Annotated in this window: 18 protein-coding genes and 1 pseudogene; 3 read left to right on the top strand and 16 right to left on the bottom strand. The window is 66.5% G+C overall.

Annotated features, from left to right (window positions below):
* Positions 1-33: 33 nt before the first annotated feature.
* The 7 genes and pseudogenes from E6C72_RS31525 to E6C72_RS32760 form a co-directional block, all read right to left on the bottom strand.
* Positions 34-762: a hypothetical protein gene (locus tag E6C72_RS31525; RefSeq protein ID WP_136700906.1), complete on the bottom strand. Its 729-nt coding sequence runs from the start codon at positions 760-762 to the stop codon at positions 34-36.
* Entirely contained in the window at positions 752-1,048 is a 297-nt protein-coding gene (locus tag E6C72_RS31520) for a hypothetical protein (protein ID WP_109084536.1), read from the bottom strand. Before E6C72_RS31520 ends, E6C72_RS31525 begins: the two co-directional genes overlap by 11 nt.
* Positions 1,045-3,492 carry a toprim domain-containing protein gene (locus E6C72_RS31515; RefSeq protein WP_247882198.1) on the bottom strand — a complete coding sequence of 816 codons (2,448 nt, stop codon included), beginning with the start codon at positions 3,490-3,492 and terminating at the stop codon, positions 1,045-1,047. The genes E6C72_RS31520 and E6C72_RS31515 overlap by 4 nt, the downstream gene beginning before the upstream one ends.
* 187 nt (positions 3,493-3,679) lie before the next feature.
* Positions 3,680-4,471, bottom strand: coding sequence for a Bro-N domain-containing protein (locus E6C72_RS32510; RefSeq protein ID WP_199228692.1), 792 nt, complete (start codon positions 4,469-4,471; stop codon positions 3,680-3,682).
* The gene (locus E6C72_RS31505; protein ID WP_109084595.1) at positions 4,468-4,686 is read right to left on the bottom strand and encodes a hypothetical protein; all 219 of its coding nucleotides are present in this window, start codon (positions 4,684-4,686) and stop codon (positions 4,468-4,470) included. Before E6C72_RS31505 ends, E6C72_RS32510 begins: the two co-directional genes overlap by 4 nt.
* A gap of 259 nt (positions 4,687-4,945) precedes the next feature.
* A complete protein-coding gene (locus tag E6C72_RS32765; RefSeq protein ID WP_109084594.1) occupies positions 4,946-5,164 on the bottom strand; it encodes an ogr/Delta-like zinc finger family protein in 219 nt (72 codons plus the stop codon).
* A gap of 101 nt (positions 5,165-5,265) precedes the next feature.
* Positions 5,266-5,424, bottom strand: a pseudogene (locus E6C72_RS32760) (helix-turn-helix domain-containing protein); the annotation flags it as partial.
* Positions 5,425-5,579: 155 nt separating this feature from the next.
* Here E6C72_RS32760 and E6C72_RS31495 point away from each other — a divergent pair.
* From E6C72_RS31495 to E6C72_RS31485, 3 genes are all read left to right on the top strand, one after another.
* On the top strand, positions 5,580-6,041 hold the full coding sequence (locus tag E6C72_RS31495; RefSeq protein ID WP_136700903.1) for a helix-turn-helix transcriptional regulator: 462 nt from the start codon (positions 5,580-5,582) through the stop codon (positions 6,039-6,041).
* Between the two features lie 259 nt (positions 6,042-6,300).
* Positions 6,301-7,002 carry an autoinducer binding domain-containing protein gene (locus E6C72_RS31490; protein WP_158280122.1) on the top strand — a complete coding sequence of 234 codons (702 nt, stop codon included), beginning with the start codon at positions 6,301-6,303 and terminating at the stop codon, positions 7,000-7,002.
* Between the two features lie 81 nt (positions 7,003-7,083).
* Positions 7,084-7,674 carry an acyl-homoserine-lactone synthase gene (locus tag E6C72_RS31485; RefSeq protein ID WP_109084591.1) on the top strand — a complete coding sequence of 197 codons (591 nt, stop codon included), beginning with the start codon at positions 7,084-7,086 and terminating at the stop codon, positions 7,672-7,674.
* A gap of 857 nt (positions 7,675-8,531) precedes the next feature.
* On the opposite strand, the gene E6C72_RS31475 is transcribed toward E6C72_RS31485, so the two are convergent.
* The 9 genes from E6C72_RS31475 to E6C72_RS31435 form a co-directional block, all read right to left on the bottom strand.
* On the bottom strand, positions 8,532-8,780 hold the full coding sequence (locus E6C72_RS31475; RefSeq protein ID WP_109084589.1) for a hypothetical protein: 249 nt from the start codon (positions 8,778-8,780) through the stop codon (positions 8,532-8,534).
* A complete protein-coding gene (locus tag E6C72_RS31470) occupies positions 8,777-9,541 on the bottom strand; it encodes a lysozyme (protein ID WP_109084588.1) in 765 nt (254 codons plus the stop codon). The genes E6C72_RS31475 and E6C72_RS31470 overlap by 4 nt, the downstream gene beginning before the upstream one ends.
* Positions 9,542-9,614: 73 nt before the next feature.
* Positions 9,615-10,223 (bottom strand): hypothetical protein, encoded by a 609-nt coding sequence (locus E6C72_RS31465; RefSeq protein WP_109084587.1) that lies wholly within the window; start codon positions 10,221-10,223, stop codon positions 9,615-9,617.
* A 74-nt stretch (positions 10,224-10,297) separates the two neighbouring features.
* Complete coding sequence (locus tag E6C72_RS31460; RefSeq protein WP_109084586.1) at positions 10,298-11,125, bottom strand: hypothetical protein; 828 nt, start codon at positions 11,123-11,125, stop codon at positions 10,298-10,300.
* Positions 11,125-11,538 (bottom strand): hypothetical protein, encoded by a 414-nt coding sequence (locus tag E6C72_RS31455; protein WP_109084585.1) that lies wholly within the window; start codon positions 11,536-11,538, stop codon positions 11,125-11,127. Before E6C72_RS31455 ends, E6C72_RS31460 begins: the two co-directional genes overlap by 1 nt.
* On the bottom strand, positions 11,525-12,208 hold the full coding sequence (locus tag E6C72_RS31450) for a hypothetical protein (protein ID WP_109084584.1): 684 nt from the start codon (positions 12,206-12,208) through the stop codon (positions 11,525-11,527). Before E6C72_RS31450 ends, E6C72_RS31455 begins: the two co-directional genes overlap by 14 nt.
* Entirely contained in the window at positions 12,198-16,142 is a 3,945-nt protein-coding gene (locus tag E6C72_RS31445; RefSeq protein ID WP_109084583.1) for a hypothetical protein, read from the bottom strand. The genes E6C72_RS31450 and E6C72_RS31445 overlap by 11 nt, the downstream gene beginning before the upstream one ends.
* Entirely contained in the window at positions 16,139-17,050 is a 912-nt protein-coding gene (locus E6C72_RS31440) for a hypothetical protein (protein WP_109084582.1), read from the bottom strand. The genes E6C72_RS31445 and E6C72_RS31440 overlap by 4 nt, the downstream gene beginning before the upstream one ends.
* 3 nt (positions 17,051-17,053) lie before the next feature.
* Positions 17,054-18,643: a hypothetical protein gene (locus E6C72_RS31435; RefSeq protein ID WP_109084581.1), complete on the bottom strand. Its 1,590-nt coding sequence runs from the start codon at positions 18,641-18,643 to the stop codon at positions 17,054-17,056.
* Position 18,644: the final 1 nt, after the last annotated feature.

Here is an 18,644-nt window from a genome sequence, read left to right as displayed (position 1 = left end):
CGAAGCCCCCCTCGAATGTCGTTGAAATGCCAGTTAGCGGCTGCGTATCAGCGGCAACCGGAAGCGTTCCCGGTCGCCGACCTGGCGGTGGGCGCGGCTGTTCAGCGCCGAGGTGAACAGGCTGTGGCCACCGGGCCGGCGGAACGGCGGCAGCCAGACCAGCCAGCCGTAGCTGCTGGTCCCGTTGCGCAGTCGGACGTCCATCGGCGTCCCGGCCGGGTACATCGTCACCCGATCCTGGAAGCCGTGGATGAAGGTCGCCGGGCGCTCGTAGAGCAGCGCGCCCGGCTTGTTGCGGGCCTCGGACAGGGCGAAGCGGACGTCCATCAGGCAGCACAGCCCCTGGGCCTCGTCGCCGGCGTCCTCGAGCAGCTGCAGGGCGTGGCTGATGATGGCCACCGCGGCGCCGGCGTTGCGCAGCGTCTTCCCGCCCATCTTGCTGTAGGGCGGGTTGGTGACGATCCAGGGCCGGCGCAGCGTGGTCACCTCCAGGAAGTCCTGCTTCTCGACCGCGAAATAGGTTTCCGCCGGCGGGACGATGGTGGAGGCGGTGACGGTGTCGGCGCCGAGCTGGTCGGCCGCCACGGCCGCCAGGATGCCGTCGCCGGCGCAGCACTCGTGCAGGCCGGCCGACAGGTCGACCATCGACATGAGGGCGCGCATGCACTCCGGCGGCGAGCGGTAGTGATCATCGAGCGGCCGCGGGATCGAGGTGGCGACGACGTCGGCCGCCGGGACGGGCAGGGCGGTGTCATCCGGCATGGTGGCCCCCAGCAGCGACGGCATCGAGGGCGCCGGCGACGCCCAGCAGGGCGACAGCAAGCCGGCGGAGCTGGGCGGTCACCGGCCCGTGCGGCTCCTTGCCGGCCAGGAACAGCTTGGCCTCCTCGATGGTGGCGTCGAGGTCGACCGGCGCCCCGTTCGTCTCCACCGCGCCGGCGGCGCTGATGCGGCACTCGACGGCCCGGGGGATGCCGGCGGCATCCTCCATCACCGCCACCATGTGTCGGCCCTCGATGCCGACCAGCGAGATCATCGTCTCCGTCACAGCCGATCCTCCTTCGGAGCCTTGAAAATCCAGCACTTGACGGTCTCGAAGCCGGGCAGCTCCGAGCGGACCGTCTTGATTTCGATGAAGGGACGCGACCGCGCGTCCTTCAGGTGCCGCTTCAGCTCGAGCAGCGTGGGCATGGCCTGCCCGGCCTTCTGGGCCTGGGCCATCACCTGGTTGAGGTTGAGCGCGATGATGCCGTCCTTGCTGCGGGCATGATCGAGGGCGGCCAAGCCCATGAACTCCACCGCGTCCCAGAACTCGTCCACAATGGGATGGTCGCTGGCGATTGCCTGCTGGCGCTCGACCGCGGACTCCACCAGCAGGGCCAGTGTCTTGTCCCGCCAGTCGTGTTCCATCCCGGTCAGATCGGCGAGCGCGTCGACCAGCGCCATCAGCTGGCCATGGTTCTTCGCGATGCGGTTGGAGCGGATTTCCGGGTGCTTGCCCAGCTCCGCCTCATAGTCCGGCGTCTTTTCGGCGACCGTCCGCATCACCTTGTCCTCGGCCAGGGTGGCCTGGAGGGCGAAATAGGACACCTCCTCCACCGGCATCGAGGCGAGGGTGTCGGCCGCCACCTTGCTCTGCCGGGTGTGGCCGCCGGTGCGGAACTTCAGATGGATCAGGCGCTGCATGATCGCCTCGGAGGCGTTCACCGGCGCGTTCTGGCTGACGACAACCGAGCCGCGGAAAGCCGGCTCGTTGGTGTCGTTGCCGCCGTTGGCGACGCCGCGGGCGCGGCTGGCGCGGCCGTTGTAGGCCGTCTTCAGCTCGTCCCAATCGAACTGCTTCTGCTTGGCATCGTCGCCGCGGTCGGACTCGATCAGGCAGACCGGCAGGTTGGCCACCTGCGACATGATGCGGGCGCGGGCCGCGAGGGTCGATTTGTTGGGGTCGAAGCCCTCGTAATCGTTGCGGCCGACCAGCTTCCACAGGAACTCGATAAGGGTGGATTTGCCGGCGCCGGCCTCGCCGACCACCTCGAGAAACGGGTAGGACTTGTGCAGCTCCCGGATCTGCTCGGCGAACAGGGAGCCGAGCCAGAAGGCGGCCGCCACGATGCCGCGCGGCCCGAAGGCCTCCCACACCAGCTCGATCCAGTCCGAGCGGTAACTGCGCTGGGTGCCGATGTGCAGCTTCAGCGACTGGTTGAGCGACTTCACCGACAGCTTGCCGATCTCGAAGAAGTCTTCATCGTTGATCGGGTAGACCTTGGCGCCGGTCACCGCCAGATCGTTGAAAATCCAGGCCCGGTGCTCTTTCGAATAGCCGATGAAATCGACGGTTTGGACGATCCGGATGGCGTCCAGGTGGTGCTTGATGATCCAGTTCAGCTGCCATGTGGCGCCGGTGAACAGCGCGCCCGGTGCGATGCCGAGCAGCCGCTTCTTGAACTCCGACCCACTCGCCACCTGGGCGCCGGTGAAGGTGTCCTTGATCTCGTAGACGCCATGGGGGAAGCGGATGCGGGCGTAGTACCAGGACTCGTTGGTCAGTTCGAGCTTCTGGAAATACAGGAACTGGAATGTGCAGTTGGCGATGTCGTTGACCTGTCCACAGCGCCGGGCCGCCTCGTAATCAGCCTCCTCCGAGGTCAGCGGGTCCTCTGCCTCCATCAGCTCCTTGCGCAGGCGCATGAAGGTGTCTTCGGGCAGGTGCCACCACCAGGTGCGGGTCCCGAACTCCAGCGAGAAGCTGCCCAGCTTCTTCTTCGAGTGCTGCCAGGTCAGCAGGCCGGCCTCATGGGCGCTGGGCGCCAGCAGCAGATCGCCGTGATAGCGATAGGTGAGGAGGTCCTGCTCCTCCAGTTCGCCGGCGTTGTGGACGTCGTTCCAGTCCCGCTTGGCTTGGCCGTGCTGGGGGATCAGCGCGGCCTTGCAGCAGAAGCCGGCCTCGCGGGCAGCCTTGACGTGGGCCTGGGTGTATTTCCGACCGGTCCGGTCATTGTCCAGCGCCCAGACCAGGGTGGGGCGGATGCCCCGCTCTGCCAGGGCCGCCAGCATCTTGGCCGGATAGTTGCCGGCGGACAGGGTGGCCACCGCTTTGATGCCGTTCAGCGCCAGGGCGATGGCGTCGATGCAGCCCTCGACCAGCCACAGCTCCTCGCCGTCGACCAGCTGCAGGTCGGGCGGCTGCCACCACAGCCCGCCATGCTTGCCGACGAAGTGGGCCTTGCGCTTCTCCGGCTCGTCCCCAGGCTCCTGGATGGTGACTGGCTCGATCAGCCGCTCCATCCAGATGCCTTCGGCGACGTCGAAGACAACGGTGGCCGTCGTCCGGTTGCCGTACTTGTGCCGGAAATGACCCTGGCGGTACCAGCTACGGATGCCCCGGATGTCCAGATGGCGGACATGGGACATGTAGGCGTCGGCCGTGGCGTTGGGCGCTTCCGTGGTACTCGGGAAGCGCTCATTGATCCGGCCGAAGGCATCGGGGTACAAGTCGCGCGCTGTCTGCGACCAGGAACACTTATTTTCCCTGTTGCAGCGGATCACCCAGGGCTGGGTGGCGCTGCAGAACAGTTCCTTCTTCCCGCAGCTGGGGCATGTCCCGCGCCGCAGGAATCCTTTCGTCTCCCGAAAGCCGAAGTCCCTCTTCAGCCGGGCGACAATCTCAACAGCGATGTCTTCATTCATCGTGGGCGAACACCCAGGCCTTGATCGTTGCGCCGGTGATCCGGCTGCGGACTGTCCGGATGCCGCGGAAGCGGCTTTCCCGCTTCAGGGCGCGGCGCATATCGCCGTTGGCGCCGATCGCCAGGGCGCCGGAGGCGGCGTGGCGGTTCAGCTCGTTCAGGTTCACCGCCAGCAGCGTCGGGTCGGCCGAGTGGTTCAGCCGCAGGCCGCGGCCCTCGGCCGCGCGGATCGCCAGGAAGAGCTGGGCGGCCAGAGGCGAAGGGGAGGGACCGTCGCGGCCGAGGGCTTCCAGCGCCGGCGCCGCCACGCCGATGCGCGCGGTGGTGTCCACCAGCATGGCGTGGAGCATGCGGCGGATTGCCGGGTTGGTTTCCTTGACCAGCTCGCGCGCCAAGCGCGTGGCTTCGCGCCGGGCCTCGAGATCGAGCGGCTGGGGCTGGGGCCGGAAGGCCCCAGTCCTGCGGATCGCCGGCAGCACCTCGGCGGTGACCCATCGCCGAAATCGATGGGACAGGGTACCCGGCGTTGTTGCGTCGCGGCTCCGAAGGATGACTGTGTAAAGACCGCTTTCGCTGATGACGGCCATTTCCTGCTGGCCACCAGGGGTGTCGGTTAAACCGACACCCTTTTCATCGTCATCAAGCTTGTTGACGGCATCGCGGCTGTTGGCAATCCCCAGCGCTCTGCAGACGTCCACGGCCACGAACCATGGTTCGTCATCGATCATCAGCGAACGAAGAAGATGATTTTCCTCGAACAGGAAAGGTGTCAGGTGCGCGCTCATTCCTGGCCCCCAGCTTTGGTCGCGGCGGCCGCCAGGACAGCATCGGCTTCAGTCTGCAGGGCCTTCGCCATGATGCCGATCATGAAGCCCAGCCCCGACTGGTTGGTCAGGTGGGCGAGCTGGCTGGCGCACTCGAGCGCCTCGGCGATGGCCTGGATGTCGTAGGTGTGCTTTTCGACCGTGCGCAGACGGTCTTCGGGTGTCTTGGCAGTCATGCTCGCGCCCTCTGGATGGCGTTGCGGGCACCGCAGGCATGGCTTTCCACGGCCACGCTGGCGGCGAGAGGTTGGAAACCTGTCCAGAGGCAGGCGGGCTTATTCCCCTTGCGGGTGTTGTATTCGCCGCCCTCTCGCCATAGCGAGGGCGCACCCGGATTCCGGGTGCATGAGCCGGAATAGCGGACCGACCGACCGTCTTCTGGACCTTGGAGTTTCCACGCTCCGAGACGGACGATAGGCGCCCGAGTCCGCCCGATCAAGCCCTGGATGGAGCGCGGGCAGGCGGCTGACCGGACGGGATCATGATTTCTGGGTTCGGCCGTTTCGACGGCCAGATTTCCCGGATCGCGGTGATGCCGGCGATGAAGAGGTACTCGCAGTCCGCGTTTCGGCATCGGTACACAACCTCCCTGTAGAGAGCCGTGACCTGTCGCGTCCGGACGGTGGCGCACCGGGTGCCGCAATGCGGGCACATCGTGTGCGATGGTTGGTCCCGTTCTCGCACTCCTCCTCCTTCACCTCGGCGGAGTAGCGGCTGGGCCAGATCGTCTCAGGCCTTTCACCGATGGCCGCGGCGACGGCCTCCTGGGCCGCACGCCACGGGCGACGCAGGGCGATCGAGGCCGCTTGTGGGTGCAGCCCGGCGTCCACGCTGATCTCGCGCAGCGTCTTGCCGGACTCAATCACACGCGCCTTGATGCTGGCCCTAGGCCAATCCGCAGTTGCCGCCGCCATCGGAATTCTTGTCGACAGGTAGTTCTACGAGTAGAACCCTTACCTAGAATTTCGTGGCGCGTCTATCGAAATTGCCAACTAAAGTTTGCAAACTTAGTTAACGGACCAACAAAAGTTGGCGCGCCACAGCGCCAACCGCACGCGGAGGTGATTACGTGAGTATGTCAGACGTAACGGAGTTCCGTGCGCGGCTGGGCGAGCGCATTGCTGCGACAGCCGATAAGTTTGAAACCCGTCAGGCTGCGGCCGAGGCGGCGGGGATCACCACCGAGCAGTTGCGCAAGTGGATCGCCGGCACGGTGAAGACCCCGATTGAGGGATTGTGGCGCCTGGCACAGGAGAGCGGCACCGACTTCGCCTGGCTGTGCAGCGGTACGCCGGAGAACCTGCCGATCCGCCTCAACGATGGGGCCGTCCAGCCGGCGGTCCTGCGCGACGTGCTGCGCGCCCTCGCCACCGTGATCGCCAGCGAGGGGGTCACCTTCGCCCCAGACCGCTTTGCCGAGCTGGTGTTCGCCCTGCATGACTGGGCGGTCGACCAGCGGCTGCAGACCGCCATGGCAGTCGATCTGAAGGGGCTGGCCCATGTCATCCGGCTCGCCGCCGCCAAGGGATAGCACTGCCGCACGAGTCCCTATCTGGCGACCATGACGACGATAGCCACCGCGGTAATCGCCACAATCGCCAGGGCGCAGAGGAGGTGGAGAGGGTCATATGCCCGTCTCCGTCGATCCTCCGGGGACACGTCGGTCACTGCCCGGCGTATGGTGTCTTCAATTTCATGCTGTGACATGGGGCGGTCCCGAAGAAAATTTCCGGTGGTTCTGCAACCACGGATGTACTATGAAAATTCATAGTAGACAAGGACCTGTGGCGATGTGGCAAGCAATCCAGGCCTTCCTTGAAGGCACCCCGGGCATAAGCTCGGAAGATGAACTGTTTCAACGCTTTGAAAGCGTAGCGAGCGAGATCGGCTACCCTTACTACGCCTTTGGAGCGTTATGGGGTGACCCGGAAGCGTTCGCCGACCGCCCGGCGCCGGCGGTCCGGCTGAACTACCCGGAGGCCTGGATCGGCCACTACTTCGCCCAGGGTTACGACAAGATCGACCCGGTGGTCCTGATGTCTCCCTACGCGCTCAACTCCGTAACCTGGGACGAGCTGCGACCGTACCGGCCCACCTTCTTCGATGATGCTGCGACACATGGTCTCAGGGCCGGCATCTCGGTCCCGCTGCGGGCAATCTCCGGCTGCTATGTGCTGTGCTTTGCCAGCGGAGATAAGAGGAAGATCGGGTCGGCCGAGCGCAACAGGATGGAGCTGCTCGCCCATGGCTTCTTCGCTGCTTACCAGCGGGTGCGCCAGTTGCACCGCGTCGAGCATGGGCTGTCCGACAACACGGTATCGGTGATCCGCCTGTCGATGGCCGGCCTGTCCGTCGAAGAGATCGCCGAGCGGCTCTCTCTGTCCAAGCCGGGCGTCTACTGGTGCATCAAGGATGCGAAGAAGCGCCTGAAATGCTCCACCCAGGCCCAGGTCTATCTGAAGGCGATCCAGCTCGGAATTGTTGCCCTGTAGCCAGGGCACCTACCCGGGTGTGTCCCTGCGCCCGCTGGTGTGGATTATCGATCCCCGTTCAACCAATGAACGGAGATCGTCATGCACACCGTTACTGTTACGTGGAAATCCATCCCCCGTTATGGCGAGCTGTGGCTCCAATCCCACCAGCTCCGCCACGCCGCCTTCATCGGCCGCCTCGGCTACGACGTCCCCAGCCACGACGGAATCGAGTGGGACCAGTTCGACACCCCGAGGGCGGCCTACATCATCGTTGAGGATCAGGGGAACTGCGCGGCCGTCTGCCGCCTGGTGCCGACCACCGCACCCTACATGCTCCGCGACGTCTTCCCCCAGCTCTTACCCTACGCGCCGCCGGAGCGGCCGGACGTCTGGGAGGCGTCGCGCATCGCCGTCGATGCCAACCGGCCGGCCGCGGCGCGTGAAGCGGCGCTGAAGGCGCTGATCGTCGGGGTCCAGCAATTCGGGCTGGATCATGGAATCCGCCACTATCTCGGCCTGATGCCGGTCCCCATCTTCAAACGGACCCTGATGCGCCACGGGGTCGATGTCCGGATCCTGCTGGACGCCGCACAGGCGATCGACGGCATCGCCACCGCTGCCGGCGAGATCATGGTCAGCCAGGCCACGGTGGACCGCTTGGTGCCGATGCCCGCGGCCGTGGCCGCATAGGGTCAGGACAAAAGTCCAAATCAGACACCTAGACCCGACCGTCTGTCCCGTTTGGTCGCGTTTTTATCGCCGGCACCACCCCTGGTAAGCCGGTGAGAATGGGTGTATAAGGAATACATTCCCATTTGGGGATGTTCCGGCAGAGGACCTCGTGGGCCGGCGGTTGATCGATCAACCACCGGCCCGCCGCCGGAAAACCCACCCCCAGGGGCTTCGGAAATCAGTCACGGCCCAAACCTGCCATTCCGGCGGGATGCTAACCTATTGATATTCCCTGTTAAAAATTGTGACCGGCTCCGTGCCACACCGGGGTCACTGCTGCGGTCACAAATACTAACCATTTGATTTGGCTATGAGATTTCAAGCAGGTTTGTGAAGGGAAATTCGGTGACAGCGTGACCTGGGCGTTAACAAATCCTAACCCATAAGAACAGTCTAAAGAACAAACGATTTCAACAGATTAAGAGTAAGTTTTTCAATCAGTGACTAATGTTACCTTTTTCCGATGGTCAAAAATTTCCATTCAAGCGGCAAGGCGCCGATGTTGCGATGCCACACTCGCATCCAGCAGGCGCATCCAGCGCGTTGTCGCCCGCTCTCGCTCTCTCTCCCGCTCTCGTTCACATGAGACACCCAGCAGCACTGCCGGGGGGTATCCCCCGAGCGGTAAGGGCCGGCCGGTGTTGGCCAGCCCTTCTCGAGTCCGCCATCAGGCCGACGGCGCCGCCGTTCCGGCCGGCCGCCAACCGCACAGGCGGGCCCCGGTCTCGTTGTGCTCGAGCAGCTGCTCCGCCGTCCCTTCGCTCAACTGATCGGCCCGGCTGATGTAGATCGGGCGGAAGGCGGCACAGGCGCCCTCAGTCCCGGGCCCAGCGGTTGCGCAGCCGGTCAGTAGCGCCAGGGCCATCCCGGCGCACAGCATCCTCAACATCATGGCGAACCTCCGCGGCGCGCAGCGCCTCTTGGGTGGATTCCGCCGCCGCCTCCTGGCGACCGGCGCGGCGCTGCGAGGCGCCGAAGGTGGCGACTGCCGCCAGCACGGCGCCGACGATCAGCAGGGTGGGGCCGATCCGGCCCCAGAGCCCACGCAGCAGGGCGGCGATCATGCCGCGGCCCGGCGCTGGTCCGCCCGCTGGCGCAGCAGCAGGATCACCACGGCGCCCGCCAGCAGCACCGCCACCGCCCAGCCCAGCCCGCCGGCGGGCAGGCTCTCGAGCAGGCCTCGGGCGGCGGTGGAGACGTCGCGCGCCTGGTCCAGCGCCGCCGCCACACCGGTCAGCCCCAGCGCGCCCAGCCCGCTGACCCCGGCCGCCGACCGCGTCACCGGCGCCGGCGCCGGCGCCGGCTCGGCACCGCGGCTGACCGGATGGACTTCGTCAGCCAGGAAGAGCGCCGCCTCGGCCGCCCGGCGCTTGACCAGTCCGGGCATCACCTTGCCGGCACCCCGGGTCCATTTGGCGAACTCGGCCGCTGCGCCGGCAGCGTCACCAAGGTTCAACTTGCGCAGCATGGTGGACGGCTGGCCCGACTTCAGGGTGACGAACCCGTCCTTTCCGGCATCCTTGCCCTTGGCCTTCCGGCCGGCGCCGACGTTCATCACGAAGAGGGTCAGGGCGGCGCGCTGGTTGTCGGTCAGGTCGACAGTGACGGCGCGGTCGACCACGGCCGCGGCCGTGTCGAGATCGGCAAGCAGCAACTGCTCGGCCCGATCGGCGGTGATGGTCAGGTCGCGGTGGACGTCGGGGCCGGTGTGGCCATAGCCGATCGTCCAGGGGTCGCCGCCGCTGGCGGGATCCGGATAGGCGGTGAGGCGCAGGCCTTCGGCCTGCTTGGCCAGATCGACGGCGGCCTGGGGAAGCGTACGCATGGGGAGGTCCTTCCATAAAAAAGGCCGCCGGGCGGGCTGCCGGGCGGCTGTGGGTGTCGGGGTGTGGGAGTGGTCAGATGAGCAGGACGGTGGCGATCGCCGCGCCGAAGCCGGCGCCGGTCAGGAACTCCCCCCACTCGGTGGCCCGGGTCAGGCGCCAGCCCAGCAGCGGCATCCTGGTGCCGATCAGGTAGCCGATCGGCATGAAGACGCCGCCGATCGGCAGCCACAGCGCCGCCGGGTGGGTGGCCACCAGCGGCAGCGAGATCAGCCACAGCCGGACGATGCTGGCGGCCAGCAGATAGCCCAGGCGCTCCGGCCGGGTGATGCCGAACAAGCTGTCGTCAGCCGGCCAAGCGGTATGGGCGTCGACCGACCACGGCACCCGCAGGTTCTGCCCGGCGCCGTGGGGGATGCCGGCCATGCCGGCGAAGGCGGCCGCGCCACAGGCGGCGGCGAGCAGGGCGGCATGGGCATCGAGCGCCAGGCCGGCCAGCAGCAGATAGACGGTGCAGGCGACCGGCATCGCCCAGAAGAGGACGCGGGCGCCGGTGGTGCCGAGCCAGCTGTGGCCCTGGCCCCGTTCGCGATGGGCGATGCCGAGGGCGAGCGCCGCCAGCCCCAGCTGGTGGGCGTGCGCGGTCAGCCAGCCGGCGATGGCCGGCCAGATCAGGTCGAACATGGGGTATCTCCAGACATGAAAATGGCGCCTCGATGGGCGCCGGATTGATGATGGTTTGGAGTGTTGTCGCGCGGTCAGGGCAGGGTGACGCCCTGGCTGTTGGTGACCGTAATGCTCTGACCGGTTTCGTAATCGGTCACCACGGCCACGCCGTTCGTCCCGTCCTGACCGTCGCCAACGCGATAGCCAAAGTTGGTGGAGGGATTGCCTCCGTTCCCACCCTTGCCGTAGGCGGACAGGTCCACGGCCGAGCCGCTGAACGCCGTGGTCATGGTCGGATCGGTGAAATTGGTTCCGTTCCGGCCGCCGCCGGAGCGACCGGAGTCGTCTTGCCCGCCTTGCCCGCCTTGCCCGCCGGAGACAGTGGGGCTGCCGGCCTCACCGCCGCCGCCGCCGGTGCCGCCGTCTCCGGATGGCGTGGCGCCATCCTGGCCGCTGCCATCAGAGGGCATGGCCGCCGGGTTTGTCCCGAACTCACCGGCATTGCCGCCGCTCACATTTCGACCACCGCCACCGCCAGCACCACCGCCGGCCGCGCCAGCCATCAGCCTTCCCCAGAGCGTGGCGCGCGTGGCGCCCCCGCCTTGCCCGCCGACACCGCTCTGACCGACACCGCTGGGGGCACCGCCGAGACCGGCGCCATTCGAGCCTTGGATGGGGGAGGAGAGCGGGTTGAACGGCTGCATGTAGCCCGCAGTGCCCCGCGGCCCGATGGCGATGGCGAGCTGGTCACCCTGGTAGGCCCAGAAGTCGATCCGCACGGTGTTGCCGTCGCTGCCGGAGCCGCCAACGTTGTTGCCGCCGGTGTCGATGCCACCGCCGCCGGCACCGGCGCCCTTCATCTGAAGCCCGTACCGCTTCAGCTTGCGGGCCGATCCGAGCATGCCGCAAGGGAACACCATCAGGCGGCCTCCTGACTGGCAGATGCTGAACAGCGGCCGACGCTCTTGTCATACTGGAAATCGACGCGCCAGATCTGGCCGGCCGCCCCGACGATGCTGTTGGTGACGCCGATCGGCAGCTTGTAGCTGGCGTCAATGGTGACCGTGTAGCTGCCGCTGAAGGTGAGGAAGATAGATCCTGCGACTGCCTCGTCACTGGCCAGCGAGCCGGTGCCGGCCAAGGCCGCCAGCGTGCAGTTGCCGCTGACCGGAAAGCGCCAGATCGGCCGGCCGGTGGTCGGCGCCACGCTGGGGGTCAGCGTGCCGGAGAAGGTGCCGGTGCCGACCTTGACCCGCACCGGGCCGGCATAGGCGCCGCCGGCGTCAGAGGGGACGTGGTTGGTGATGGTGCTGTCTGGATTATTCAGTCGCACTCTCTGCCTCCATCGGCTCGTTGACCGCCTCCACCAGGGCGATAGCGGCTTCCCATGCCGCGCGGTCAGGATTTGGCTGGCCATCGTCCAGCAGCTCGGCAGGAGGTTCGGTGGCGGCGCGCAGCAGGGCCAGAGCGCGCGTGCTGTCGTCAGCGCCGCTCACCAGAGAAAGCGCATCCCGATAGGCCACCCAGGCAGGGTTTGGCTGCGCGTCGATGCCGTCAATCAGCGTCGGAATGGTGGCGGGAGGTTCGCCATTGGCAACGGCGTCCCGTGCTGCCCACCATGCTATGCGGGCGGGATTCGGCACCTCGCCCAAACCGTCCATCATCACCAGTTCTGGCGGTTCGTCCGGCGTGCTCGCCAGCAGCTGCACCGCGGTCTCCCAGGTGGCGTGGGCGGGGTTCGGCTGCACCCCTTCGATGAGCACTGGCACCGTGATGGTTTCAGCGGGCATTTCGTCCGCCTCCACCCTGGCGATCAGCATTCGGGCCGCTTCGAAGCCTTCCACCATCTCGATCGCTTGCCGCACCCGATCATTACGGTTGCGGATCGCATCGGCATCGGGGTGGTCGGGCGCCACAGCGTCATCAAGACAGCGCGGCTGCCCAGCCACCAGCTGCCAGCGGCGAAGCCATGGCCCGCCGTCTTTGTATTCGTCATGCAGCATTGCGGGTTTCTCCGATCCAATCGAGGCGCAGGCGGGCGCGCCAGACCAAGCGCGTTCCAGACTTGCCGGTGACGTTGAGGCACAAGGCCTGGGCCGTGGTGTCGACGGTGATGGTGGCGTCCAAAGTGGAGGTCGTTTCGTCCACGGTGATGTGGAATGCCGATCCAACCAGCTGGACGTTGCCGCCCAGGTTCCGCCGCACGCGCGCCCGCACGGTGTAGGAGGCGCCTTCGGTCGGGGCCTGGCCGTATTCGGTGGCCACCACGTCGGCCGTCACCAAGACGGTTTCGCCCTCGCTTACGAACACCTTTCCCAAATCCATCGGGGTGGCGTCGGTGGTGAAGCCTTCGAACACGGGATCGTTGCTGTTCGCCGGCCCGGCAGGCTGGCGCATCTCGTCTTTGATGGATGCCAGATCGGTCACCACCCCCGCCTCGTTGGCGGTGCCGATCAGCAGCGCACCGCCGCCAGCAGAAACAGAGGCGATACTGCTCGCTGAGATCGCGCCAACATCCTTGGCAGAAACGAGCGCGAAGGCCGAAGTGGTACCGGCAACGAGCGACTGGTTTCGCATGATCAGCGTGAGCGTGGAGCCGGTTGGCGTCACAAGCATCGACTTCTCAACCAGCGAGGCCGAGGTTGTTTGAAGCGTCCCGAGACCAGTGGCCCCGTCGAAGATCGCCACGTCAGCACTGGCAGCTGTCCCGACATGCAGCCGGCACGTCACCACCAGCGGCTTGTTCGGCGTGACCGAAATGTCTACCCGGCCCTCTCCCCAATTCGATGTGCTGACCTGGGTCAGCCTGATTTCACTGTTCACGACTGAGGGGGTCGCGTTTGAGAAGGACCATCCGGTAGTGGCCGTGAATGGTCCGCCGGGATTGGATACCTTCTCAGCGCCGGTGCTCTGCGAAAAGGCGCTGATATGGGCAATGCGGCGAAGCCCGGAGAGTTGGTCCATGCCATCGGCCGTGGCGACTGTCAGCAGGCCAGCATCATCATCGAATGCCATGGCCTGCACGTTGTTGCTGGTGCCGCCCAGCATCATCTTGCCCGCGGCGGCGGCCATCTCGTCCGCGTCCATTTTCCGGATCTGCGCCGGCGTCGGGGCGTAGGTGCCGATCCGCAGCATCGAAACGGCCAGCCCCGGTGCCGGAGCCGATGCCGCGACACGTTCTCCCACCCGCAGCCGGGCCGCAGTGTTGGTCAGGCTGCCGACAGCGGCGCAGCTGGTGGAGGCGTCCAGAGCACCGTCGCACCAGATCTCCGCCGTCTGCGTCGCGCGGCGAATGATGAACGTCCAGACGTGGCGAGCCCCGCCGGCAAAATCAGTGGCGCTAATCAGACTGACCCCATTCGTGCCGTCGTGAATGAGGAATGCCGCCTTGTTGAAGTTGGCGGCGATGCTGAACCGCGCGCTGGTGCCGCCGGAGCTGTCTCGATCCAGGTAATATCCATTGGCAACACTGGCGCCCCCGCGCAGGCGGATCACCAGATCGCCAGTCCCCGGATCATGATCCGGGTTGTAGGGCTGGTCGAAGTAGGAGGCGGAGCTGAAGCCGCTGTATTCGTATTGGTCGCTGGTGGACGCCAGAAGCGTCCGGGTCAGCGTTCCAACGGTAACAAGCGCCTTGCCTTTGTAGCTGCGATCAGGGACTGCCTGTTTGCAGCTGATCGCCTTCACATCGAAATAGTGGCCTGACGTTGCGTCTCCCTGGAACGACAAATAGGTGATCGTTCCCACTGCCTTGAACTGCCCTGAGACGGAACCGGCCGAACCGGTCCCGACGATCAGGCCAAGGTCGGCGATGCCGGCACTCGTCCCAAGCAGTGCGCCTGGGGCATTGGTCGAGGTGCCGTTACTCCACGTGAAGGTGATGAGATACGTTTCACCAGGGACCGTGGTGAGGGTCTGGCGCGACTGGCCTGGGGATGCCGCCCCGTTGGTGACGCGAATATAGCCGCTGGCGACAGAGAGAGCGGCACTGTTGGCCGCAGTCCACCCGGTGGTGGTGGTGCCATCACCATTGGTAATCACGTCGCCGGAGCCGGTCACCACGTCGCTGAACGTGCCGGTCTTTCGGCACGTCACATTGTCGAAATCAGCAGACCCGCCGTTTGCAAACAAGCAGACGTTGGTTGCAGTCTGGCGGGCAACGAAGGTCAGCGTACGACGCCCCAGGGCGGGCGAGTCCAGCCCTCCGGGACCGATCATCGCAACATCGCCTCCGCTATCTCGGATGCGAATGGTGGCAAGCACGCCAGCCAAGGCCACGACATCGAACGAGACCGTGTATGTTTGGCCAATGACCGTGGTGACTTGTTGAAAGCCAGCCCCCCAAGTCCCCGTGGGAACCACGCGAAGACCCCCAGATACTGAGGAAAGCGTGCCGGCCTCCGCGCCTGCCATGGAAGCCCAATTGGCCGTTCCCGCGCTGAAGTCACCATTAACGATCAGTTCCCCGCCGCTCGCTCCATTGGTCCCCGCGCCCTCGCACAGCGTCGCCAGCCGCGTATCACCTGGCATCCAACCGGTGGCGTAATCCTTCGTGATGTTCGCAAACAGGCTGTTGGCGGGGTTTCCGGCGTCGTCAACGACGACGGACAAACCGGTGTCACCACCGCGCGCCCACCCGTCAGACCAGACGGCGAAATTGGGACGATGTGACCCCAAGGCCGTCGCAGACAGCAGGCCAGGGACGGTGCCTGGCAGATAGCCGTAGGTGGCAGTGGCCCCAGCGGCGTAGGGGATGCGCATCCGATAGACGACACCACGGCCGTCATCCGCTGTCTGGCGATACACCCACAAGTCGTTGTTGGTCAGCACACACCGGGCGTGCCCACCGTAACCCGTGACGTTGGCCACCAACCCGGTGGGGTGGATTACCGAAGTGCCGGTCGGCGTAGCCACAGCGACCGTTGGCACCGGCAGGCGCGAGACAGGGTCCAGCGGGGCACCGGGCAGCACGCGGAGGTCCACCCAAACGACAGAGTTATGGACGATCGCTGGGGTGGCGTAGCTGGTTTCCAGGGATACCGTGGCGCCCCGGTTCGCCAGCCCGAGCGTGCGATAGCAGATCCCGCTGGCAGTGATGCGGCCGGAACGGTCTTTCAGCATGTCCAGGAACGGCATGCCGATGATCGCGGTGCCGGTGCTGATCGCCATGCCCAGGTAAATCAGGCCGTTGCGCGCCGAGATGCTGGTGATGGCATGGTTCGCCACCGCCGCGATGGGAAGCGCCCCGTTGCCGTTGGCGAACACCATCCACATGCGCGGGCTGAGATTGCTGTCCAGATCCAGAGCGTCGTAGATCACCACCAGAGACGCCGTAGCAACGATCAGGGCGACCACGGGGAACTCTCTTTTCGCCCCCCGCACGCTGGTGTTCAGCGCCTCCTGATACCAAGTGCTCGCCCGCGCCACCCGTCCCTTACGCCAACGGCCGAAGTCCGAGTCCAGCCGGGTATCATAGCGGTAGACCGCCACGACGCCGGTCAGCGTGTAGGCCGTGGCATTGCCGGCGGTGTCCCACGCGCTCGCCAGCCGGTAGTTGATCGCAGGCACGATCACGTTCTGCGCCGTTCCGACATAGCTCTGCGCCAGCACCCGGTCAGCCGCAGTGGCGTCGCGCAGAGCCTGCGTCTGGTCCCGCAGCCCCTGGGTCGTCACCCGGGCAGCATCCGCGGCCGCAGCGCTTCCGGCCGCGGCCAGGACGCTGGCGGCGGAGGCGTCCTGGTTGGCCTTGGCGGCCGCAGCACGCTCCGCCGTTGCCTTGCCCACCGTGGCGACGTCGCCGAAGGCCTGCTCGATGTTGTTGTCGGCGCCGCCGACATCGGCCAGGCCATAGGGGTTGGAGGTTTCGTTGTAGGGGTCCAGGTTGTATTTGCCGAGCCGATCGGCCGAAGCGGCGAGGGTTGCATCGTCGATCGTCATTCTCTCCACCCTTCCAGTTCAATCTTCGCGGAGGTGTAGCGGCTGGCCACATAGGTGCCGGTGTGGTCATCCACGCGGCGGAAAAGCCCGCCATAGCGGAAGCAGTCGGCGGGCTTGGCGTTCGGCAGCCAGACCAACGGATTCCGCTTCCCCGAGCGCATCGCCATGTCGAAGAGGTCATCCCGCAGCGACTTGTCGACCACGCGGCGCTCGATGGTGACCATGCGCTTGGTGATGCCGGGCTCGACCCACACCGAGCCGCCCGGCATTTCGATCCGCTCGTCGTTGCTCTTGACGCCTTCGCCGCTCGAGCCGACGTGGCGGACGAAGGACAGGCCATCGCCGGCCCAGGCCAGCCCGATCCGGTAGCCGGTGTCGTCAGACCCGTCGGGCTTTGCCGCCGGTCCCCAGAGCGTCCACACGATCACCTTGACCCGGCAGAGCGGCACCCGGACATGGATGTCCTTCGGGTAGAGCTGCTCGTCCCGCGGATCGAGGTCGCCGCGCAGCCAGTTCGGCGCGCCGGCCCGCAGCTTCTTCGGGTCGGTCAAGCTGGGCACCACGCGGCGATCGCGGCCGATGGCATTGCGGGTCGTGGCCCGCTCGACCTGCAGGTCGCTGTCGGCAAAGCCCTGCATGCGGCAATAGGCCGACTGCCGCAGGTTGGTCTCATAGAGCCCGCCATAGCTCATGTAGATGGGGGAGGCCCACTCGAAGCGGATCCAGACAGGGTCCGTCCTGGTCCCCGTCCGCTTCGACACCGCCCGGTCCCCCAGCGGGAAACCCTTCATGGCGTCCAGAGGGCCTGTGACCTCCCAGACAGCGTTGCTGGTGATGGTGCAGGGGTTCTTCCCGGCCGGGTTCACCACCTCGTTGCGGTCGGCCATGAAGCCGGTCAGTGCTGCCATCGATCAGCGCTCCACAGAGAGGGTGGCCCCGCCGCCGCGGTCCCGGTTGGTGCGGCCGGCGATCACCGCGGTGGCGCCGGCCTCGAAGCCGGCGATGTCATCGGTGATCGAGACGCCGGCGCCGATCCACAGCCCGGGCGCGCCGTCGCGCACCCGCAGTTCATAGGCCCGGGGCGGATTGGCCTTCTCCGCCAGCCAGAGGGGGGCTTCCGCATCCGCGTCGGCCTGCAGGGTCAGGTGCGTCTCAATGCGCTCCACCTTGCCGGAGATGCCGTAGGCGGCGGCGATGACAGGATCGGTGACGGTGATCGATTCCCGCCATTGCTGGGTCCACAGCGCCGCATCCGCCGGGGTGGAATTAGGCGCCGCATCGGAGGGGGACGGGTTCTCGGCATACAGCACCGTCACCGTCTTGGTCGGCACCACGCTGCTGGTGGAGCGGGGCTTGAGCCCGGGGGTGGCGCCGGTGGCCTTGCTGTAGCTGCGCGCCGGTGTCACCCCGGTTGCGCGCGGCAGCCGCGTCACCACGATCCGGTCATCGTCGCGGTCGATGTACCAGCGGCCGCGCGCCACGCTGCCCACCAGCTTGCCATAGGCATCCCGGTGGGTGGTGCCGGCGCCGGCCGTCAGATAGAGGCCGATCGTCCGGGGAACGGCGTCCATGCCGCTGACGTCGGCTGTGGTGGCCAACCCCCCATGCTGCACCGCCAGGAAGGCGATCACCTCGCCGATATACCGGCGCCAGGTGCCGCCGGTCTTATCGCCCTGCACCTCGACCCGGAAGTCTTCGTACTTCACGGCGGTGTGGATCATGCCGGTGGCGGCATCGACGCGGAGCTGGTTGGAGGCTGGGACGCCGGCCGTCTTGGAGACGGCGACGCCCTTCGACCATCCCCGCGGCACGTCGTTGATCGCCTGCCCACCGTTGACCGACCACACATGCAGCAGGCCGCCGGCAGCCGCCCCGAAGTCGATCACGCCCAGGTAGGTTGGCTGCACGAAGAGGCAATGGCCGAAACACCGCTCCTTCAAGGTGTTCTTCAGCGTCGCCGGCCCTTCGTACCCGCCGGTCCCAAGGTATTTCGCACCGTCTTTTTGGATCGGCGTGTCGAAGTCCAGCTGCCTGTCATAGACCGGCAGCTTCAGCTCGGTCTGGTCCGGCACGATCAGGCCGGCTTTGGCCCGCCAGATGGTCACCGCCGTCGACAGCGGGGCGGCGTCATCGACCACCCGCTCGGTAACCGACTGGACGATGTAGTCGGTCAGCAGCAGGTTCAGCGGCCGGATGCCGAGCTGCGGCCGCAGCCAGACGCCGGCGGTAATGTCGTAGACCGAGGCGTAGCGGGGCAACTGGTCCAGCTCCGCCATCCGGACGTTGATCAGCCTCAGATCGTCGATCTGGGCCTTGGCATCGGTTGCCGCCGCCGAGACGGTGACGGTCGGCCATTGCCCGACCAGCGGCAACCAGGTCACGGCTGCCGGATCGTCGTCGCTGCGCGACTGGTAGGCCACCGAGCCGGCGCACAGGTGCCAGCGATGCTGGTGCCCGGTGGCCATGTGGTAGGCCACCAGGTCGTAGAGGTGGACGTCCATG

This window comes from Azospirillum sp. TSH100, from assembly GCF_004923295.1.
In the GTDB taxonomy this organism is placed as follows: Bacteria; Pseudomonadota; Alphaproteobacteria; order Azospirillales; family Azospirillaceae; genus Azospirillum.
This window is presented reverse-complemented; position numbering and strand designations above follow the sequence as displayed.